The 15,393-nt window shown below is 66.0% G+C and carries 13 protein-coding genes; 3 read left to right on the top strand and 10 right to left on the bottom strand.

Going from position 1 to position 15,393, the window contains the following annotated elements:
* Window positions 1-23: 23 nt before the first annotated feature.
* Window positions 24-1,508 (bottom strand): AMP-binding protein, encoded by a 1,485-nt coding sequence (locus AB0366_RS03715; protein ID WP_347873379.1) that lies wholly within the window; start codon window positions 1,506-1,508, stop codon window positions 24-26.
* Between the two features lie 209 nt (window positions 1,509-1,717).
* On the bottom strand, window positions 1,718-2,632 hold the full coding sequence (locus tag AB0366_RS03710) for an aldo/keto reductase (protein ID WP_347873378.1): 915 nt from the start codon (window positions 2,630-2,632) through the stop codon (window positions 1,718-1,720).
* A gap of 116 nt (window positions 2,633-2,748) precedes the next feature.
* Here AB0366_RS03710 and AB0366_RS03705 point away from each other — a divergent pair, with 116 nt between their 5' ends.
* The gene (locus tag AB0366_RS03705) at window positions 2,749-3,171 is read left to right on the top strand and encodes a phosphate acetyltransferase (protein ID WP_347873377.1); all 423 of its coding nucleotides are present in this window, start codon (window positions 2,749-2,751) and stop codon (window positions 3,169-3,171) included.
* 1 nt (window position 3,172) lies between these two features.
* Here AB0366_RS03705 and AB0366_RS03700 read toward each other — a convergent pair whose 3' ends face one another.
* From AB0366_RS03700 to AB0366_RS03690, 3 genes are read right to left on the bottom strand one after another with little or no spacing between them, the layout of a single operon-like run.
* A complete protein-coding gene (locus AB0366_RS03700; protein ID WP_366242746.1) occupies window positions 3,173-4,441 on the bottom strand; it encodes an alpha/beta hydrolase in 1,269 nt (422 codons plus the stop codon).
* A 37-nt stretch (window positions 4,442-4,478) separates the two neighbouring features.
* Window positions 4,479-5,453 (bottom strand): phytanoyl-CoA dioxygenase family protein, encoded by a 975-nt coding sequence (locus AB0366_RS03695; protein ID WP_366242745.1) that lies wholly within the window; start codon window positions 5,451-5,453, stop codon window positions 4,479-4,481.
* Window positions 5,444-6,256, bottom strand: coding sequence for a class I SAM-dependent methyltransferase (locus AB0366_RS03690; protein ID WP_366242744.1), 813 nt, complete (start codon window positions 6,254-6,256; stop codon window positions 5,444-5,446). Before AB0366_RS03690 ends, AB0366_RS03695 begins: the two co-directional genes overlap by 10 nt.
* A gap of 63 nt (window positions 6,257-6,319) precedes the next feature.
* Here AB0366_RS03690 and AB0366_RS03685 point away from each other — a divergent pair, with 63 nt between their 5' ends.
* Window positions 6,320-7,180: a class I SAM-dependent methyltransferase gene (locus tag AB0366_RS03685; RefSeq protein ID WP_366242743.1), complete on the top strand. Its 861-nt coding sequence runs from the start codon at window positions 6,320-6,322 to the stop codon at window positions 7,178-7,180.
* A gap of 87 nt (window positions 7,181-7,267) precedes the next feature.
* On the opposite strand, the gene AB0366_RS03680 is transcribed toward AB0366_RS03685, so the two are convergent.
* From AB0366_RS03680 to AB0366_RS03660, 5 genes are all read right to left on the bottom strand, one after another.
* A complete protein-coding gene (locus AB0366_RS03680) occupies window positions 7,268-8,914 on the bottom strand; it encodes an AMP-binding protein (protein WP_366242742.1) in 1,647 nt (548 codons plus the stop codon).
* 28 nt (window positions 8,915-8,942) lie between these two features.
* On the bottom strand, window positions 8,943-9,767 hold the full coding sequence (locus AB0366_RS03675; RefSeq protein ID WP_366242741.1) for a sugar phosphate isomerase/epimerase family protein: 825 nt from the start codon (window positions 9,765-9,767) through the stop codon (window positions 8,943-8,945).
* Window positions 9,768-9,830: 63 nt separating this feature from the next.
* Entirely contained in the window at window positions 9,831-11,609 is a 1,779-nt protein-coding gene (locus AB0366_RS03670; RefSeq protein WP_366242740.1) for an ABC transporter ATP-binding protein, read from the bottom strand.
* Window positions 11,606-13,339 carry an ABC transporter ATP-binding protein gene (locus AB0366_RS03665; protein WP_366242739.1) on the bottom strand — a complete coding sequence of 578 codons (1,734 nt, stop codon included), beginning with the start codon at window positions 13,337-13,339 and terminating at the stop codon, window positions 11,606-11,608. The genes AB0366_RS03670 and AB0366_RS03665 overlap by 4 nt, the downstream gene beginning before the upstream one ends.
* Complete coding sequence (locus AB0366_RS03660; RefSeq protein WP_366242738.1) at window positions 13,336-14,199, bottom strand: ABC transporter ATP-binding protein; 864 nt, start codon at window positions 14,197-14,199, stop codon at window positions 13,336-13,338. Before AB0366_RS03660 ends, AB0366_RS03665 begins: the two co-directional genes overlap by 4 nt.
* Before the next feature lie 155 nt (window positions 14,200-14,354).
* On the opposite strand from AB0366_RS03660, the gene AB0366_RS03655 reads away from it, so the two are divergent.
* Entirely contained in the window at window positions 14,355-15,347 is a 993-nt protein-coding gene (locus AB0366_RS03655; protein WP_366242737.1) for an ABC transporter substrate-binding protein, read from the top strand.
* Window positions 15,348-15,393: the final 46 nt, after the last annotated feature.

Genomic DNA, 15,393 nt, shown 5'->3' with positions numbered 1-15,393 from the left:
GCGTGTCGTACGGCGAGTGGAGTTCAGCCCACGGGCGTGGCCGAGGGGGTTCGGAGGGTGCGGCGCAGGCCGGGTTTGTCGATCTTTCCGACGGGGTTGCGTGGCAAGGCGTCCACGACGTGGATCGCAACGGGCAGTTTGACTTTGGTGAGGCGGGCGCGCAGATGATCGAGCAGATCGGTAGACGTCACCTCCGAGTTCGGATAGGTCACGACGTAGGCGACAGGGACTTCGCCGTAGACGTCGTCGGGTGCCCCGACGACGGCGGCTTCGAGGATCTCGGGATGAGTGGCGAGTGCGTTCTCGATCTCTTTGGGGTAGATGTTCTCACCCCCGCGGATGATCATGTCCTTGATGCGGTCGACGAGAGTGAGGTACCCATCCTCGTCGAGGCGGCCCACGTCGCCGGTGTGCAACCATCCGTCGACGACCGTTCGCGAGGATTCGTCGGGACGGTCGAGATACCCGCGCATGACATTGGGGCCGGAGATGAGAACTTCACCGACGGCACCCACCGGCAGGAGTTCTCCGTGTTCGTCGGCGATCGCAATCGATTGGCCGGGGAGAGCAGGGCCTACGGTACCCAATTTGCGAATGCCGTTGGGGGGATTGCACGCCGACGCACACGTCCCTTCGGTGAGTCCATACCCTTCGACGATCGTGTAGCCGAATCTCGTTTCGGCCCGATCGAGTAGTTCCTTCGATATAGGAGCGGCACCGCATACTGCGAATCGAAGAGAGGAGGTGTCGGAGACGACGTCATCGGCCTGAGCGGTCAGTAGCGCATAGATCGTCGGGACGGCCGAGAAGTACGTCGGGCGCAGCCGCGCGACGTCGTCGAAGAATCTCGACGGCGAGAAGCGTCCGGTGATGCTGACCTGACCGCCCACCGACAGCGGGGCGAGCACGCTGACACAGATCGCGTTGACGTGGAAGAGCGGAAGGATGAGCAGGCTGTGGTCGTCACTGGTCAAGCCGAGGTGAGTGGCCATCGCTCCGGCCATGTATTGCAAATTCGAGTGGGTCAGTTCCACACCCTTCGGGCGTCCGGTGGATCCCGATGTGTAGATCAGTAGGGCCAGATCCTCCGGAGCCGGGTCGACCGGCTCCACACCGACGAGTCCGACTGTGCGAGAGGCGATGTCATCGACCGAACGGGTGACTTTTCCTTCGACCGGAGACGCACCGTCCTCGACGATGGTCATGGCCGCGCGTGCGTCGTCGATCTGATAGCCGGCCTCGGTGTAGGTGAAGGTGGGGTTGACCGGCGTTGCTGCTGCACCGATCCGCCACGCTGCCATGATGGCAATCAACAACTCCACGCGATTGGGCAGCATCACCGCGATCACATCGCCCGCCGTGATTCCATCGGCCAGCAGGCAGGAAGCGAAACGATCTACACGCGTGGAGAACTCGGCGTACGTCAACTCTTCGTTGTCGTCGCGAATGCATGGTAGGTCCGCTCGTTCTGCGTCTGAGTTCCACGGTAGATAGTCAATGCCGGACACGATGTTCGATCCCCTCGCTAGTGCTGTGATTCAAGACACTAGTGACCCCCGCCATAGGGTGATACGGCCCGCGAGGCCAGACTTTTCGGACTCCGTTGTCACCGGAGCACAACGACCCTGTGAACGCGTCGTGGATTTCGACTCACCGTCCGGCACGGCGGTCGGTCGCATCGCTTCGTGAACTCGTCCTCGAGACCCCGTTCAGGGGATCACGTCCATGCCAGGCGAGAGCGGTTGTCCCAGTAGCTCTCCGGGTTTTCTGCAATGTCCGAACCGGCCGCTGCGATCAGTTCGCGGTCGATCGACAGTGCAGCGACATTCTGTTCGAGTTGCCCCGCGGTGGCCGCGCCGGAGAGCACGACATCGGCCCACGGTTGCGCGAGTGCACTCGCCAATGCGAGGGCGTCACGGCCGACCCCGGCCGAATCCGCCACCCGGGCAAGCGCAGAATCCTCCGCGACGAGTCGGCCATTGGCCATCGCCTCTTTGACGACAACGAACCAGCCGGCCTCGTGTGCGCGTGCCAAGGCCGGGCCGACGGACGGCTCGAGTGGGTTCCACGTCGACTGCACCGAGCTGAACACCCCGATGTCCAGCGCTGCACAAACCACATCGGCTTGATGCGGCCCGCTGGTGCTGATGCCGATTCGGGTACCGCTCTCGGCTATTGCGCGCAGGTCGTCCAGCAGTGCAGTGTCGCCGAGAGCTGGACTGTCCGGGGTGACGCTGTGAATCAGGTAGTGGTCGGGCGCACCGCCGAGGTCGCGCAGAGTCTGCGGCCACTGCTCGGCCAAGCGTGCAACCGAGTGTTCTTTGACCTCGTGAACTTCGGCACCCCGCTGAAAATCGGCGACGTAGGCGTATCCCCACTTGGAGCCGATCACCAGCTCTTCTCGCCGATGGGGGTGTCGGGACAGCCAGCTGCCGAGGAAGCGCTCGGCAAAACCGTAGGAGCGCGCGACGTCGAAGTGTCGAACTCCGCGGTCCCACGCGGCGTCGAGTACTGCGTGGCACAGCTGCTCCAGGGCCGCCGGATCGAATCGCCCGTCCACAGCGTCCGAGTGCCCGACCGTCAGGTACTCGGGCCGTCCGAGTGCGGCAAGGCCGAGACCGAGTTGCGTCATGTCGTGGATACCTTCGTTCTGTCCGGGTTGGAAATGCGCGCACGCACCTCAGGTATGGATACCATTGCCCTCGGGTGCTGGTTCAGGAGTTCACTGCCGTAGGGCATCATGGGTCGATGAGCGATCTCGAGTACCTCGCCACTTTGCTTGCTGGACTGGATGCTGAGATCTCGCGACTCTCAGCTGCCGAATCGGGTTCCGACGAGCAGTCGTCCGCCGTCGATGACGCGGCCGATGCGGTCTTGCGGCTGCGCTCGAAGGTCAAGGCCGGTTACTCGGGCAAGAAGGCCTACTACCTCGCGGTGTCGACCGATCCGAAGGGAATCAGGGTCGAAGGGATTGCAGCGCTGCAGGGCAAACGGCCCCACGAATTGGTGCGAGACGGCGGTTGGATGCATGCGGATTCCAGCACGGTGCTCGATCTACTCGATGACGATCAGATCAGTCGGTACCGAGCTATAGCCGGGCGCGGTGTGGCGCAGACGTTTCGAGATTCGCGTGAATATCTTGCTACGGCAACAGGTCTGGCCGAAAAGTAGATCACGGCCGGGATCGATCGACCAGGATTTTTCGCATCCAGCCGTACACTCTCTCGTCGTTGAGCAAGGTGAAGTGATGCGCGCTGTTGATCGCCAGCCCGTCGTCGGGACGAAGTCCTATGTTGCGCAGTTTGTTCCGTCCGCCGGCGCTGTCGGTGCGAACCAGGCCGTCGCCCACGAATATTCCGACCGGGTGTCGCGGGTTTCCGGTGACGACCGCGGACGCGTGATGATGCCGTACCCCCTCCGGAACCGAGATGTCCGCGGCAACTCCGACGTCGAATCCGTCGGCGTAGCTGGCATGTCCCTCGTCTGCGGTGATCGATCCGTGGATGAGGTCGCGGACTCCGGCGCTTCGACGCGCCAATAGGTTTGCGAACGGCCGGGTCTCGGGCGCGAGTGCCAGCGCTGCGGTGGCGACGTGAACGCCGCGTGCGAGCGGCGCACCCAGATGTGGTGTTCCCAAGGTGAATACGTCAGTCAACAGGTCCACCCATCGGCGGCCGTTCTCCGCAGCGTGGTGTGCTGCGCTGCGCGAGACCAGGCCTCCCATGGAATGGCCGACCAGGGTGATGCGATGAACCCGTACGGGCCATGCCTGCACGAGCTGTTCCAGCAGGTCCGATAGGTCCGCGCCGTTGGTGGCGATGCGACGTCCGGTGTTGTAGCGCAAGAAGATCGAGGTCGTGTCGGCTTCGGAATCCAGCCGCTCCCCGTACGTGGGTCGCCCACCGAGCCGCCATGCCGATTCGGTTTCGACCAGACCGTGCAGGAACACCACGAGGTGTGCGCCCGCATCGGGAAAAGCAGTGGCCAGAGCGCGGTACTTCGGGGGCACAGGGCGTCCGTCGACGCGTATCGACATCGGGTAGGCGAGGACTCGGGCGGTGCGCTCCATGTCGTCGCCGATGAGCCCGTGCAGGATCGCGATGGTCTGTGCGCCGTACGTGGTGTGCGACGGCGACGGCCGAGGGTCGTCCTCGGTCGCTTCGTCGTCGGCCACTTCGGAACTGCCGGTCAGCGCACCGACTGTTTTGGCTGCGCCGGTGCAGGCGGCCGCGATGGTCGCGTAGGTGCCGGCGGCGATCGCGTCGTGCATCAGCTGTGTCGGTAGGACGGCGGGGCCGACGCCGAGTCGCACGGCAGCGAACGTGCGTCGTGCGATGGCCGAGTGCACTTTGCGAACACCACCCGCGGCCGACGCCAGCTCGCGAAGGGCGAGCTCACCGAGCTCGCCCCACTCCTGGGTGCTCTGAGATGTGGTCCCCACGCAATCGAGTGTACGTGTGTCCACTGAAACCGTCGGCTCAGTCTCGGCGGCCGACCACCGGGTTGAGTTCGGAGGCCGCAAGACCGCCGGGCTCGACGCCGGGTAGGAACTCGCGCCACGTGCCGCTGATCAGCGTCGGCGATTCCACGACACGAGCCCCGTCGGCGAAGTAGGTGGTCGCCAACGCTCGGCGCGGCTGTGTCGTCCGGTTCGGCCCGGCAGTGTGGAAGCACAGCGCGGAGTGGAAGGACACGTCTCCCACCTCGAACGGCTCCGAGGCCACCGCGACGTCACGCTCGACGAAGCGATGGGCGACGGCCTCGTCGTACGACGTGCCGACTTTGTCGAACTCCAGTTCGGCGACCTCGGCCAGCACCTCCCGGCCGCGGGCGAAGGACAGCGGACCCATTAGGCCGGGGATCGCCGACATCGGCATCCACGCGGTGACCGCCTGGACGGTCTGCAGCGGGAAGTGCTCCGCGTCGTGGTGCCAGGGTGTGCGGCCACAACCGGGCTCCTTGGACAGTGCATTGTCGTGGTAGAGCCGAACGGCCGGTTCTGCGAGCAGGGCTGCGGCCAGGCCGCCGATCCGGGGAGACAGCGCCACGGCGCGCATCAGGTCGTCATGGAGCCACATCTGCTCGAGCGCGGTGAACCGGCCTGCGACGTTCTCACCATGCTCGGCGCGCAGCAGATCCTCCAGACGCTCGGCGAGGCGTCGTACCACCGCAGGCGACAGGACGGCCGGCAACTTCACGAACGCTTCCCGAGCGAAGGACTCGACCGCGGCAGAGTCGAGCTCGTACGGCTCGGCGAGCTCACGCTCGACCTGCTCGTCGGACGCCGCCGGGGCGTCGGGTAGGCCGGGCCCGTCGACCAACTCGGTGGGTGCCTGGTCGTTGGCAGCGAGCGTGACGTACCAATCCCACCAGTCCTGATCGTCGCCGGCCCAGTCCTGGTCGATACCGCCATCGCGGTTCTGCTCGGGGAGTCGTTCGTTCGTCAGAGCCACAGCAGGGCTGCCTCGTGGGAGAAGGTGTAGGAACCCGACTCGTCGCGGCAGGAGGCGAGGTAATCGCCCAGCACCGGCGCTGCTTCCATCTCCTCGAGCGACACGGAATCGTCGAAGGCGCAGCGTTGCAGAAACCCTTCGACGACAACGCGATCGGACGTACCGGTGGTGTACGTGACGCGCTGGTCGCGCACGTCCGCGCCGGCTCGGATCAGCGCGTCACGCACCTGCTCGGCCGTCGTGTACGGGGTCGCTTCGCGGACGCCTGCCCGGAAGGCGTCGTAGAACGCCAGGTAGTGGGAGGCCGCCGTGGCCTGCGCGACCAGACCGAGGCCGCCGGGGGCGAGCGCAGCCACGAATCGTTCGGCTGCGGCGTCCAACTCGGCAGGCGGAAGGGCGTACAGCGCGTGGGTGGCCCACACGATGTCGTACCCGGTCCGTTCGGCGGGCAGGTCCTGCAACGTCATCACCAGCTCGTCGCGGGGTACGAACGGCGCGTCGAGCGCCCCGCGTGCCTCGGCCACCGAGAACGCAGACGGGTCGAGCAGGTCGTAGGCCACCTCGGGAACGCCGGACAGATCGGTATAGCGACGTAGCGCGGTGGGAAACTTGCCGCTGCCGCAGGCCACGTCGAGCAGCGACCAGCCGTCGTGCGCGTGCTCGGCCAGCAGGGCGGGCCAGTCGGCTGCCAGTGCCAGTTGGTGGTAGTCCTCGGTGGCCAGGGCGTAGAACGCCTCCATGCCCGTTCGGCCGGCCTCACTCCAGTGGTCGAGACTGCGCTCGGCTGTGTCTCCGTTGCTCATGGCACTCCTCTCGGGAAGCCAACCGCAACGCATTCCTGGGTGCGTCGTGGTTCACTCGATGTGGTGTCCAACATAGCTCCGACTTCGTCGACCGACACCGTGGCCGGGTTCCTCGACGCGTTGCGCGCCCTGCGGCGTGGCACCGGGCCCCTTGCCGGTCTCGAGCCCGACTCCTACGCCCGAGACCACGCCGCTTTCGAGCGACTGTCCGACCAGCGCAGTCTGATCGCCGAAGACCTCGCAGGCAGGCTGGCGAGGATGGGGGACCGGCCGATCTCGGTGCTGTCGGTGGGGTGCGGTGACGGGTCGCTGGACGGCCGGCTCGCCGCTGGTCTCGTGCAGCGGAAGTCCGGCCGACCGGTCCGGTACGTCGGCATCGACCCCTGGCCCGGGAGCGTGGAGCTCTTCACCGCCACGATGGCCGCGCTGGGGGCCGACGAGCTCAGCGTCGAGGCGCACGTGGCGTCCTTCGACGACGCCCCGGTGGACGAGACCTTCGACGTGGTGCTGTTCGTGCACTCGATGTATTACGTCGCCGATGTCGGGGCAACTTTGCGTGCCGCGCTGAACCTGCTGCGGCCCGGCGGTGAGCTGTGGGTGGCCATCGCACCGTCGGCAGCGCTCAACGCGCTGGTCGGGGTCCTTGCCCCGCCTCTGGAGGGCCACCGGCAGTGGTTCAGCGCGGATGTCGAGAAGGCCTTCGTCGACGGCGGGATCGCGGTCGACGACGTGGTCACCCTCGACGCGCTGGTCGACCTCGCCTCCGCGAGCGACGAGGTACTCGACTTCGCGGTACAGGCCCGGCTCACTCCCGAGTTGTACGGCCCCGTGCGGGCCTATCTCGGCGCGGTCTCGGTGCCGGGCTCCGACGGCAAGCTTCGGGTGCCGCATCCGGTCGACGTGTTCGCCGCAACCCGTCGTTGACCGGCCGCCGTGAATCAGCTCCTCGGACCCGAATACCCGACGCCGATCGGAGGCGTATTTCCGAAAGCGAGGAGCCGATCCACGACGCTAGCTGCGCTTGCTGATCTTGCCCACCGCTGTTCGCTCGAAGGCGTCGACCACCTCGACGACGTCGGGCATCTTGTACGAGGCGAGGTTTCGGCCTCGAAGGAACTGGCGAATACGGGGGAGTGTCAGCTCTTTTCGGTCGGCACCGTCGCGGGGGAGGACCGAAGCCTTGATCCGTTCGCCGAGCATGTCGTCGGGAATTCCGACGACGGAGACCTCGTGCACTGCCGGGTGGGCGAGCAGCAGGTCTTCCACCTCGGCCGGTGCGATCTTCTCGCCGCCGCGATTGATCTGATCCTTCGTCCGTCCGGTCACCGTCAGGTATCCGCGCTCGTCCTGGGTCACGATGTCGCCGGTGATGTAGAACCCGTCGGGTGTGAAGCTCGAATTGTGTTCGGGAGCGCGGAAATATCCGCGAATGGTCGACGGCCCACGGGTCCACAGATTCCCGGACGTACCCCGCGGCACCTCGTTGCCGTTGTCGTCGACGACCTTGATCTCGTCGGCCGATGTCGCCGGTCGCCCTTGGCGGGTGGTGATCGTCTCGTCGTCCTCGTCCAGACCGGTGAAGGTGTGCAGGCCCTCGGACATTCCGAAACTCTGCTGCAAGGTGGTGCCCAGTTCGCTGCGGATCCGAATCGCGGATTCTCGCCCGAACTTCGCGCCGCCGACCTGGACAACCTCGAGGGAGGACAGATCGTGCTCTTCTTTGCGGGTCGAGTTCAGCCACGCGAGAGCGAGCGGCGGCACCAGGGCGACGTGGGTGACACCGTGCTGCGCCACGAGCGGGAACGCGACGTCTGGACTTCCGTTCGGCGTCAATACAACTCGCCCACCGACGCTGAGAACGCCGAGGAATCCGGGCGACCGCATGGCGAAGCTGTGCGACATGGGCAGCACGATGAGCTGGACGGTCGATTCGCTGACGCCCGCGACACTCACCGCTGCGCGCACCGACGCGAGGTAGGTCTCGTGGGTGTGCGCGACGATCTTCGGCCGACCCGTCGTTCCACCCGACAGCGCCAGAAACGCAACGTCCGATGGCAGCGAACGCCGGGTGTGCTCCACCGAACCGTGCGCGAGCAGTCGCTCGAGGTCGGCACCACCGCCGTCGCGGGCGACAATGATGGTGTGCCGCAACGACGCCGACGATCCAACGAGTTCGGCTGCAAGTGCGGCAAGGTCGTACCCGTCGTGCGAGTCGGCGGTGATGTATCCACGAGCGCCGGTGGTATCGACGATGTACTCGATCTCGTGTTTGCGCAACGCCACCGGTGCCAGAACCGGAACGGCACCGATCTCGTACAGCGCGAAGACGAGCGAGACGAACTCGACGATGTTGGGCAGGTGGACCACCACCCGATCGCCCCGTTCGATGCCCTCGTGCTGCAATCCGGCAGCGAGCCGAAGAACCCGCTCACCCAGCTCGGCGTAGGTCGTGTGTGCATCGCCGCTGCTGAAGGCAATCCGGCCGGAGGAGCGCTCGATCGCGTCGAACAGGAACTCCGAGAACGTCCGATCGATCCAGATGCCCTCTGCCCGGTACCGTTCGGCGAATTCCTCCGGATACGGAACAACACCGTCCAGACGGAGAGGCTCGACGGGCGGGATCGAACTCTGTACGACGGAATTCTCGGTCACCGACATCGCGAAAAGGTCCTTCTCTCGTGTGCTGTTACGCGGGCAGGGTGGAGGTGGCCAGCGTGTCGACGTCGGCCAGCAGGCGTCGGAGCGATTCCGCACCGTGCCGTGCGACGTCTGCGGCGGGGCGCTCGCGGTATCCGGGATTGAAGATCTCCAGCGACACCGGTCCGCTGTAGCCCGAATTCAGAACGGAGGCAACGGGAGTGACGAGGTCGAATTCGCCCGCTCCGGGGAAGCATCTGTAGTTGCGACTCCACGTGAGTAGGTCGAGCGGCATCCAGGGGGCGTCCGCGATCTGGAGCAGACCGACCGAACCGGGTTCGAGGTCGGCGACGGCCTCGGCACCCTCTCCGCCCGCGACCAGATGAAACGTGTCGACGGCGAGCAACACGTTCGGATGGTCTGCCCGCGTGAGTACATCTCGCACGTGTGCGACGCGGTTGATGTGGGTGCCCCACGCCAATGCCTCGAACATGACCGTGACTCCGTGTTCGCCTGCAGCGCTACCCAATGCGGCCACCTGGGTGGCCGAGAGGTCCCGGCTGCTGTTCGCGTCGTCGTCGGTGTTGGAGACGACGAGAATCGATGTCGCGCCGAGCGCTTCCATCACGTCGAGTTCGCGATGGAAGCGAGCGAGGACGTCGGGAAACTCGGTGGGCGTGACCCCTTCGGCCCTCCGGAACGGCTGGTACAGATCGATTTTCAGACCGAGAGCTGCGCATCGATCGGCGATGTCACGCGGGGACAGCGCCGACGCGTGCACGTCCGTGCAGAGCAATTCGAGACCATCGAAGCCCGCTGTCGCGATACCGTCGATCTTCTCTTCCAGCGTCCCGCCGAGCGACACGGTTGCCATGCACGTCTTCAACACACGCTCCTTCTCGGGGGACCGATCGGCCGAGATTTATCTTAGCCTTACTTAACTCGAATTCTCTACGGCGTGCTCGACGCCGGTTCTTCCCGCGCTGTACACGGCCCACAGGTCTGCGTACCGGCCACCCGAGGCGACCAGGCCGTCGTGCGTCCCCTCCTCGACGACCACGCCGTGCTCGAGCACCATGATGCGATCACACGCACGAGCCTGTGAGAGGCGATGTGCGATGACGATCGCCGCGCGCCCGTCCAGGGCTCGAACCGTGGCGTCGTCGAGCACCGCGGCGTTTCGTGAGTCCGCTTCTGCGGTCGCTTCGTCGAGAATGGCCACGGACGGATCGTGAAGCACCAACCGCGCCAACGAGATCAGCTGAGCATCGGCTGCGACGAGGCGATGGCCCTCTTCGCCGAGCAGGGTGTCGAGACCGTCGGGAAGCGAGGCGAATACCTCGTCCGCGCGGACGGTTCTCAGTGCGTCGAGAAGGACATCGTCGGGGGCGTCGGGCGCGGCGAGCAGAAGGTTCTCGCGAAGCGTGGCCGCGAAGATGCGACCCTCCTGGTTGAGGTAGGCAATGCGCGTCCGATCGACCGCGGTGTGGATGACGCCTGCGACCGGCTCGCGTACACCCGCGACGAGACGGGCGAGAGTCGTCTTCCCGGACCCGCTCGAGCCGACGATCGCCAGATGTTCACCGGCCGCCAGGGTGAGGTTCAGTCCGAGGAGCACCGGATGCCCTGGACGGTAGGAGAATTCGACGTTCTCGACGCGGACGACGGGGCCTTCGCTGCGCCGGACCGCAGAGCCGAGTTCACGCGTATCGACATCGGCCGTCGTCCGTGTCACCCCGACCACCCGCGCGAGTGACGCAGCGGCAGACTGCAGATCGTCCATCACGAACATCAACCCGGCGATCGGTCCGGTGATCTGCAGGAAGAGCAGCGAGGCCGAAGTGATCTGGCCGAGTGTGGTGCCGTACCGCGCTGCGAGGACGAAACCGCACACCAGGACCAGGAGCAGTCCGACGGCCTCGGCCAGGTTGATACGTCCGAAGAACCGGTTCTGCATGATGCGAGCGCGCATCTCCCACCGCGCCACTTCCCAGGTGGCAGTGCGGATCCGGTCGACTCGACGCGGTCCCGCGCGGAAGGCGGTGACGGTGGGAAGTGCCGTCAGCGTGGTGAGTACGCGTTCGCCGCGGGTACTGTCGGCCGATCGCAGTTCGGCGTAGACCGGAGGCACGGCAGGCAGATACCACTGCAGTGCCCGTGCATAGAGCGGCACGGCCAACAGGAACGCGATGGTGAACCGCCAGTCGATCACCACCGTTCCGACCACGGTCAGGGCGATGGTGAATGCGGCCGACGCGACGGTCGGCAGGATGCCGGGCAGGTCATCGGAGACGTTGCGGGTGTCGGTGGCGGCGCGGGTGACGATGTCGCCGACGCCCACGCGTTCGATCTCTCGCTCCGGGAGGTCGAACGCGGAGGCCATGAACTTCTCGCGCAACTCGGCAACCATGGTGTCGATGACCCGGCCGAGTGCGACGATCCCCGAGAACTGGACGATTCCGCCGACCACGGCCGCGCCGCCCAGGGCGCCCAATTGCCACCAGAACACGGTGGGAATTCCGGAACCGCTTCGGTCGGTCACGGTGTCGACGATCCAGCCGATCGTCAAGGGCAGCACGAGAGTTGCGGCCGAGGCGATCAGCAGCAGAAGCAGGATGCCGCCGATGCGCCACCACCGTCCCGCCGCGAGATGGGCGACCTCGCGGCGCATCTCCCGCCAGTCGGCGACCGGAAGACGGGCCTGGTCTGCGGTCACGACTGCATCACCTCGTCGCGGCCGATACTGCGTTCGGCGACCGCGTGAAACGCCGGCGACGAGGTGATGACGACAGTGGTGAAACCGGAACGGGCACTGCGAAGTCGGTGTGCGATATCGTGCTCGGTCGCCGAATCGACCGAGTTCGTCGGATCGTGCAGCACCAGCACCGGTGGTTCGCGAAAGAGGGCGCGCGCGAGCGCGACTCGCTGTCGTTGTCCGCCGGACAGCGTCCGACCGCCGTCGCCGATGGCGGTGTCGTACCCGAGCGGCAGTTCGTGTTCGAGGCTGCCGCAGCAGGCCGAGTCCAGTGCCGCCCGTGCGCGGGAGACGTCGTCTGAGTCGTGCAGAACGTTGGCGAGCACGGTGTCCTCGAGCAGGTCCGCTCGATGGGGTGCAACGAGAATCGTACGGCGGACCTCGGTCGGATCGTGCTCTCGCAGTTCTCGACCGTCGAGGGTGATGTGAGGTGCGGTGCCGGCCCGGGCCGTCATGGTGAGGGCAGCCGTCAGAACGTCGGCGTCCACTGCGGTCGGATCGATCACGACGAACTCACCGGCACGGATGTCGATCGAGTCTCCGGTCGGGGAGTCGATGCGCAGGTGTGGCGTCGGCGCGACCGGTGCGGCACCGAGTGCGTCCGGATTCGGTTCGGTGAACAGCAGATTCAGCACGCGCCGCGCGGATGCGAGAACTTCCGCACCCAGCGTCGCTGCCTCCTCGATGAGGATCTTCAGCGGGTCCAGCAGCATCTGTGCCATCGCGGCAGCGGCGATGAGTCCCCCGACCGAGATGGACCCGTCGAACGTCAACAGCGCCGCGACGACGGTGACGATCCCGGCGAACAGGGCGGTCAGGGTTGCGTTCACGCCGACGAGAGCACCCTCGGCGGTATTGCTCGCCAATGTGCCCCGCAAGGCGGAGCGAGAAACTCCTCGATAGTGGCCGGCGGCGGCGCGCTGTGCGTGGATCCCGGCGATGACGCGGTAGCCGGAGACGAGATCGGCGGCGGTGCCTGCCGCGTCGGCGATGGCCTCCTGCTCGCGCTCGGTGCGCGCCCGAAGCGGGCGTGCCGCCAGGGCCATCAGTACGAGCAGCAGTGGTGCCCCGACCACGACGGTGATTCCGAGGATCGGGTGGATGACGAACAGCGAGACCGCGGCCACCACGATGGCGACGAGATTTCCGAGTGGGTAGATCGCGAAGTACAAGGCGGCGCAGGTGCGTTCACTGTCGGATGTGGCCACCGACAGCAACCGTCCGGGCAGCTGCGGTCCGCCCGCCGTGCCGCGGACGTCGAGGATCCGCTCGACCACACGGGCGGACAACTCGTACTGAGCGCGCTGCACCGAGTACCACCCGATGCGACCGCCGAATCGGTAGGTCAGGTTCATCACCACGTAGAGACCGGCGATGACCGACACCCAGATCGCGAACCCGCCGACCGCGTCGCCCGCAGGCGTCCCGGTGGTGACCGGGCCGATGCCCTGGTCGATCGCCGCACCGAGGGCGAGCGGGACCAGTGTCGTCGCGATGTTGAACACGACGAGGAGCAGGCAGCCCAGAACAGCGTGCCACCCCGCGGACCGGACGATGGACGCCGCGAGTGCCAGGGGAGACATGTCCTCGCGAATGGTGATGCGCTGCTTGGGGGGAGCCGCGGGAACCTCGAAGAAGACCGGGAGACGGCGGGGTGGATTCCAGGCCGGCGAGTTCGGGTTCGGGCTCACCGCTCGAGACTCTTCGAGGTCTCGGGCGCGAGGGGATAGACGTTGGGTGTGCCGGTGATCGGGTCGGGGGCGACCATGCAGGGCAGCTCGAACACCTCCTCGACCAGTTCGGCAGTGATGACGTCGGCGGGTGCCCCGGTGGTGACGATGCGGCCGTCCTTCATCACGATCAGATGCGAGGCGTATCGGGCCGCCTGGTTGAGGTCGTGCAGAACGGCGACCAGCGTCTTGTGTTGCGAGTGAAGCGATTTGAGCAGCTCGAGGAGTTGGAACTGGTGAGCGATGTCGAGGAATGTGGTGGGCTCGTCCAGTAGCAGCGTCGGTGTCTCCTGGGCCAGCAACATGGCCAACCACACGCGCTGGCGCTGTCCCCCCGACAACTCGTCGACGAAACGACCCGACAGCTCGGTCACTCGTGTCGCCGCCAGGGCGTGCGCAACGGCTCGCTCGTCGTCGGGCCGCCACTGCTGGAACAGCGACTGGTACGGGTGGCGTCCACGTGAGACCAGGTCGGCGACGCGGATGCCGTCGGGTGCCAGGGGGCTCTGCGGCAACAGCCCCATCCGCCGTGCGACGTCCTTGGACTTGTATGCGTCGATGTCCTTGCCGTCCAGCACGATCTGTCCGCTGCTGGGGCTGAGCGCTCGACACAGGGCGCGAAGCAGGGTCGACTTTCCGCAGGCGTTCGGACCGATGATCACCGTGAATGATTCGGCCGGAATCTCCACGGACAACGCGTCGGAGATGACCCGCTCGCTGTATCCGAGGGTGACCTCGCGTGCTTCGAGTCGCGGCTGCCGCGAAACAGGTTGCCGGTCCGCGCGATTCGCTGTGCCGTCGATTCGTCCGGACGTGGTCATCCTCGGGTGTCCTATCGACTCGGTTCGGGCAGTTGGGCTTGACGAGAGCTTTGGCCCGTTATTAACGTACAGCAGGCATATTAGCGTAGGCAAACCTTTGCGCGTCGGTGAGTGCCGATGCGAGGACGCCGCACTGCGGCACGGAAGGCAATCGAGTGACCTCGAAAACGTACAAGAAGAACCGGCTGATCGTGGCCGGCCTGTCGGCCGCGTTGATGCTGGCAGGATGCTCATCCTCGGGTGAATCGACCGACGCGACGGCAGGTGCCGCAACGGGCGACGGCGCGTTCCCGGCCACGGCGGAATCGGTCTACGGACCGGTCACGGTGGAGAGCAAGCCCGAGCGGATCGTGGCCACCGGATCGACGGTAGCGGCCATCATGGTTGCGTTGGGCGAGCAGCCGATCCTGATCGGCGAGGACGCACCAGACCCCGCGGACTACCCCTGGCTCGACGGTGTGTTCACCGGGGAGTTCGAGGACATCTGGACCGACGCGGGTACGAGCCTCGAATTGATCGCAGGCCACGACCCGGACCTCATCCTCAACACCGGTTCGTTCGAGGTCGACGAGGGCATCTACCCCGACTACGAGGCCATCGCACCCACGTTCGTCGGCACCCAGGAGGGCATCAGCCCGGCCAACGATCTGCTGCTCGCATACGGCAAGTTGGTCGGCAAGGAAGCCGAGGCGCAGAAGACGCTCGACGACCTGAACGCCAGCTTCGATCCGCTCAAGGAAGGTGAATTGGCCGGGTTGCAGGGCAAGACCTACAACTACGTCTCCCTTCGAGACGGCGCAGTGTTCAACATGCCCAACGGATCTGCCGTCGAGTACTTCGGACTCGAGCCGGCCGCGAACCAGGACAACAGCTGGTCCTCCAACGGCATCTCCTACGAGAACATGCGCGAATTCCAGGCGGACGTACTCTTCGTCGGTCTCGCCGCCGACGAGGACCGGGCTCGGTTGGAGCAGGATCCGCTGTTCCAGAACCTGCCTGCGGTCAAGTCCGGATCGGTGATCTTCTTCGACACGACGAACGAGCCGATCAACGGTTCGGTGCTCGAAGCCTCACCGCCGGCCGTCGACTACATGCGCGAAGAGCTCACACCCCTGCTGAGCGGTCTGGGAGCCAACACCGCTGCCTGATTTTGCTCGAGCACCATCGATAGCCACTGCGCCGCCGCCGGGTCCA

The sequence above is a fragment of the Rhodococcus sp. NPDC076796 genome (assembly GCF_040702765.1).
Classification (GTDB): Bacteria; Actinomycetota; Actinomycetes; order Mycobacteriales; family Mycobacteriaceae; genus Rhodococcoides.
The sequence above is the reverse complement of the archived record's forward strand: the minus strand, read 5'-3'. Positions and strand labels throughout refer to the sequence as shown.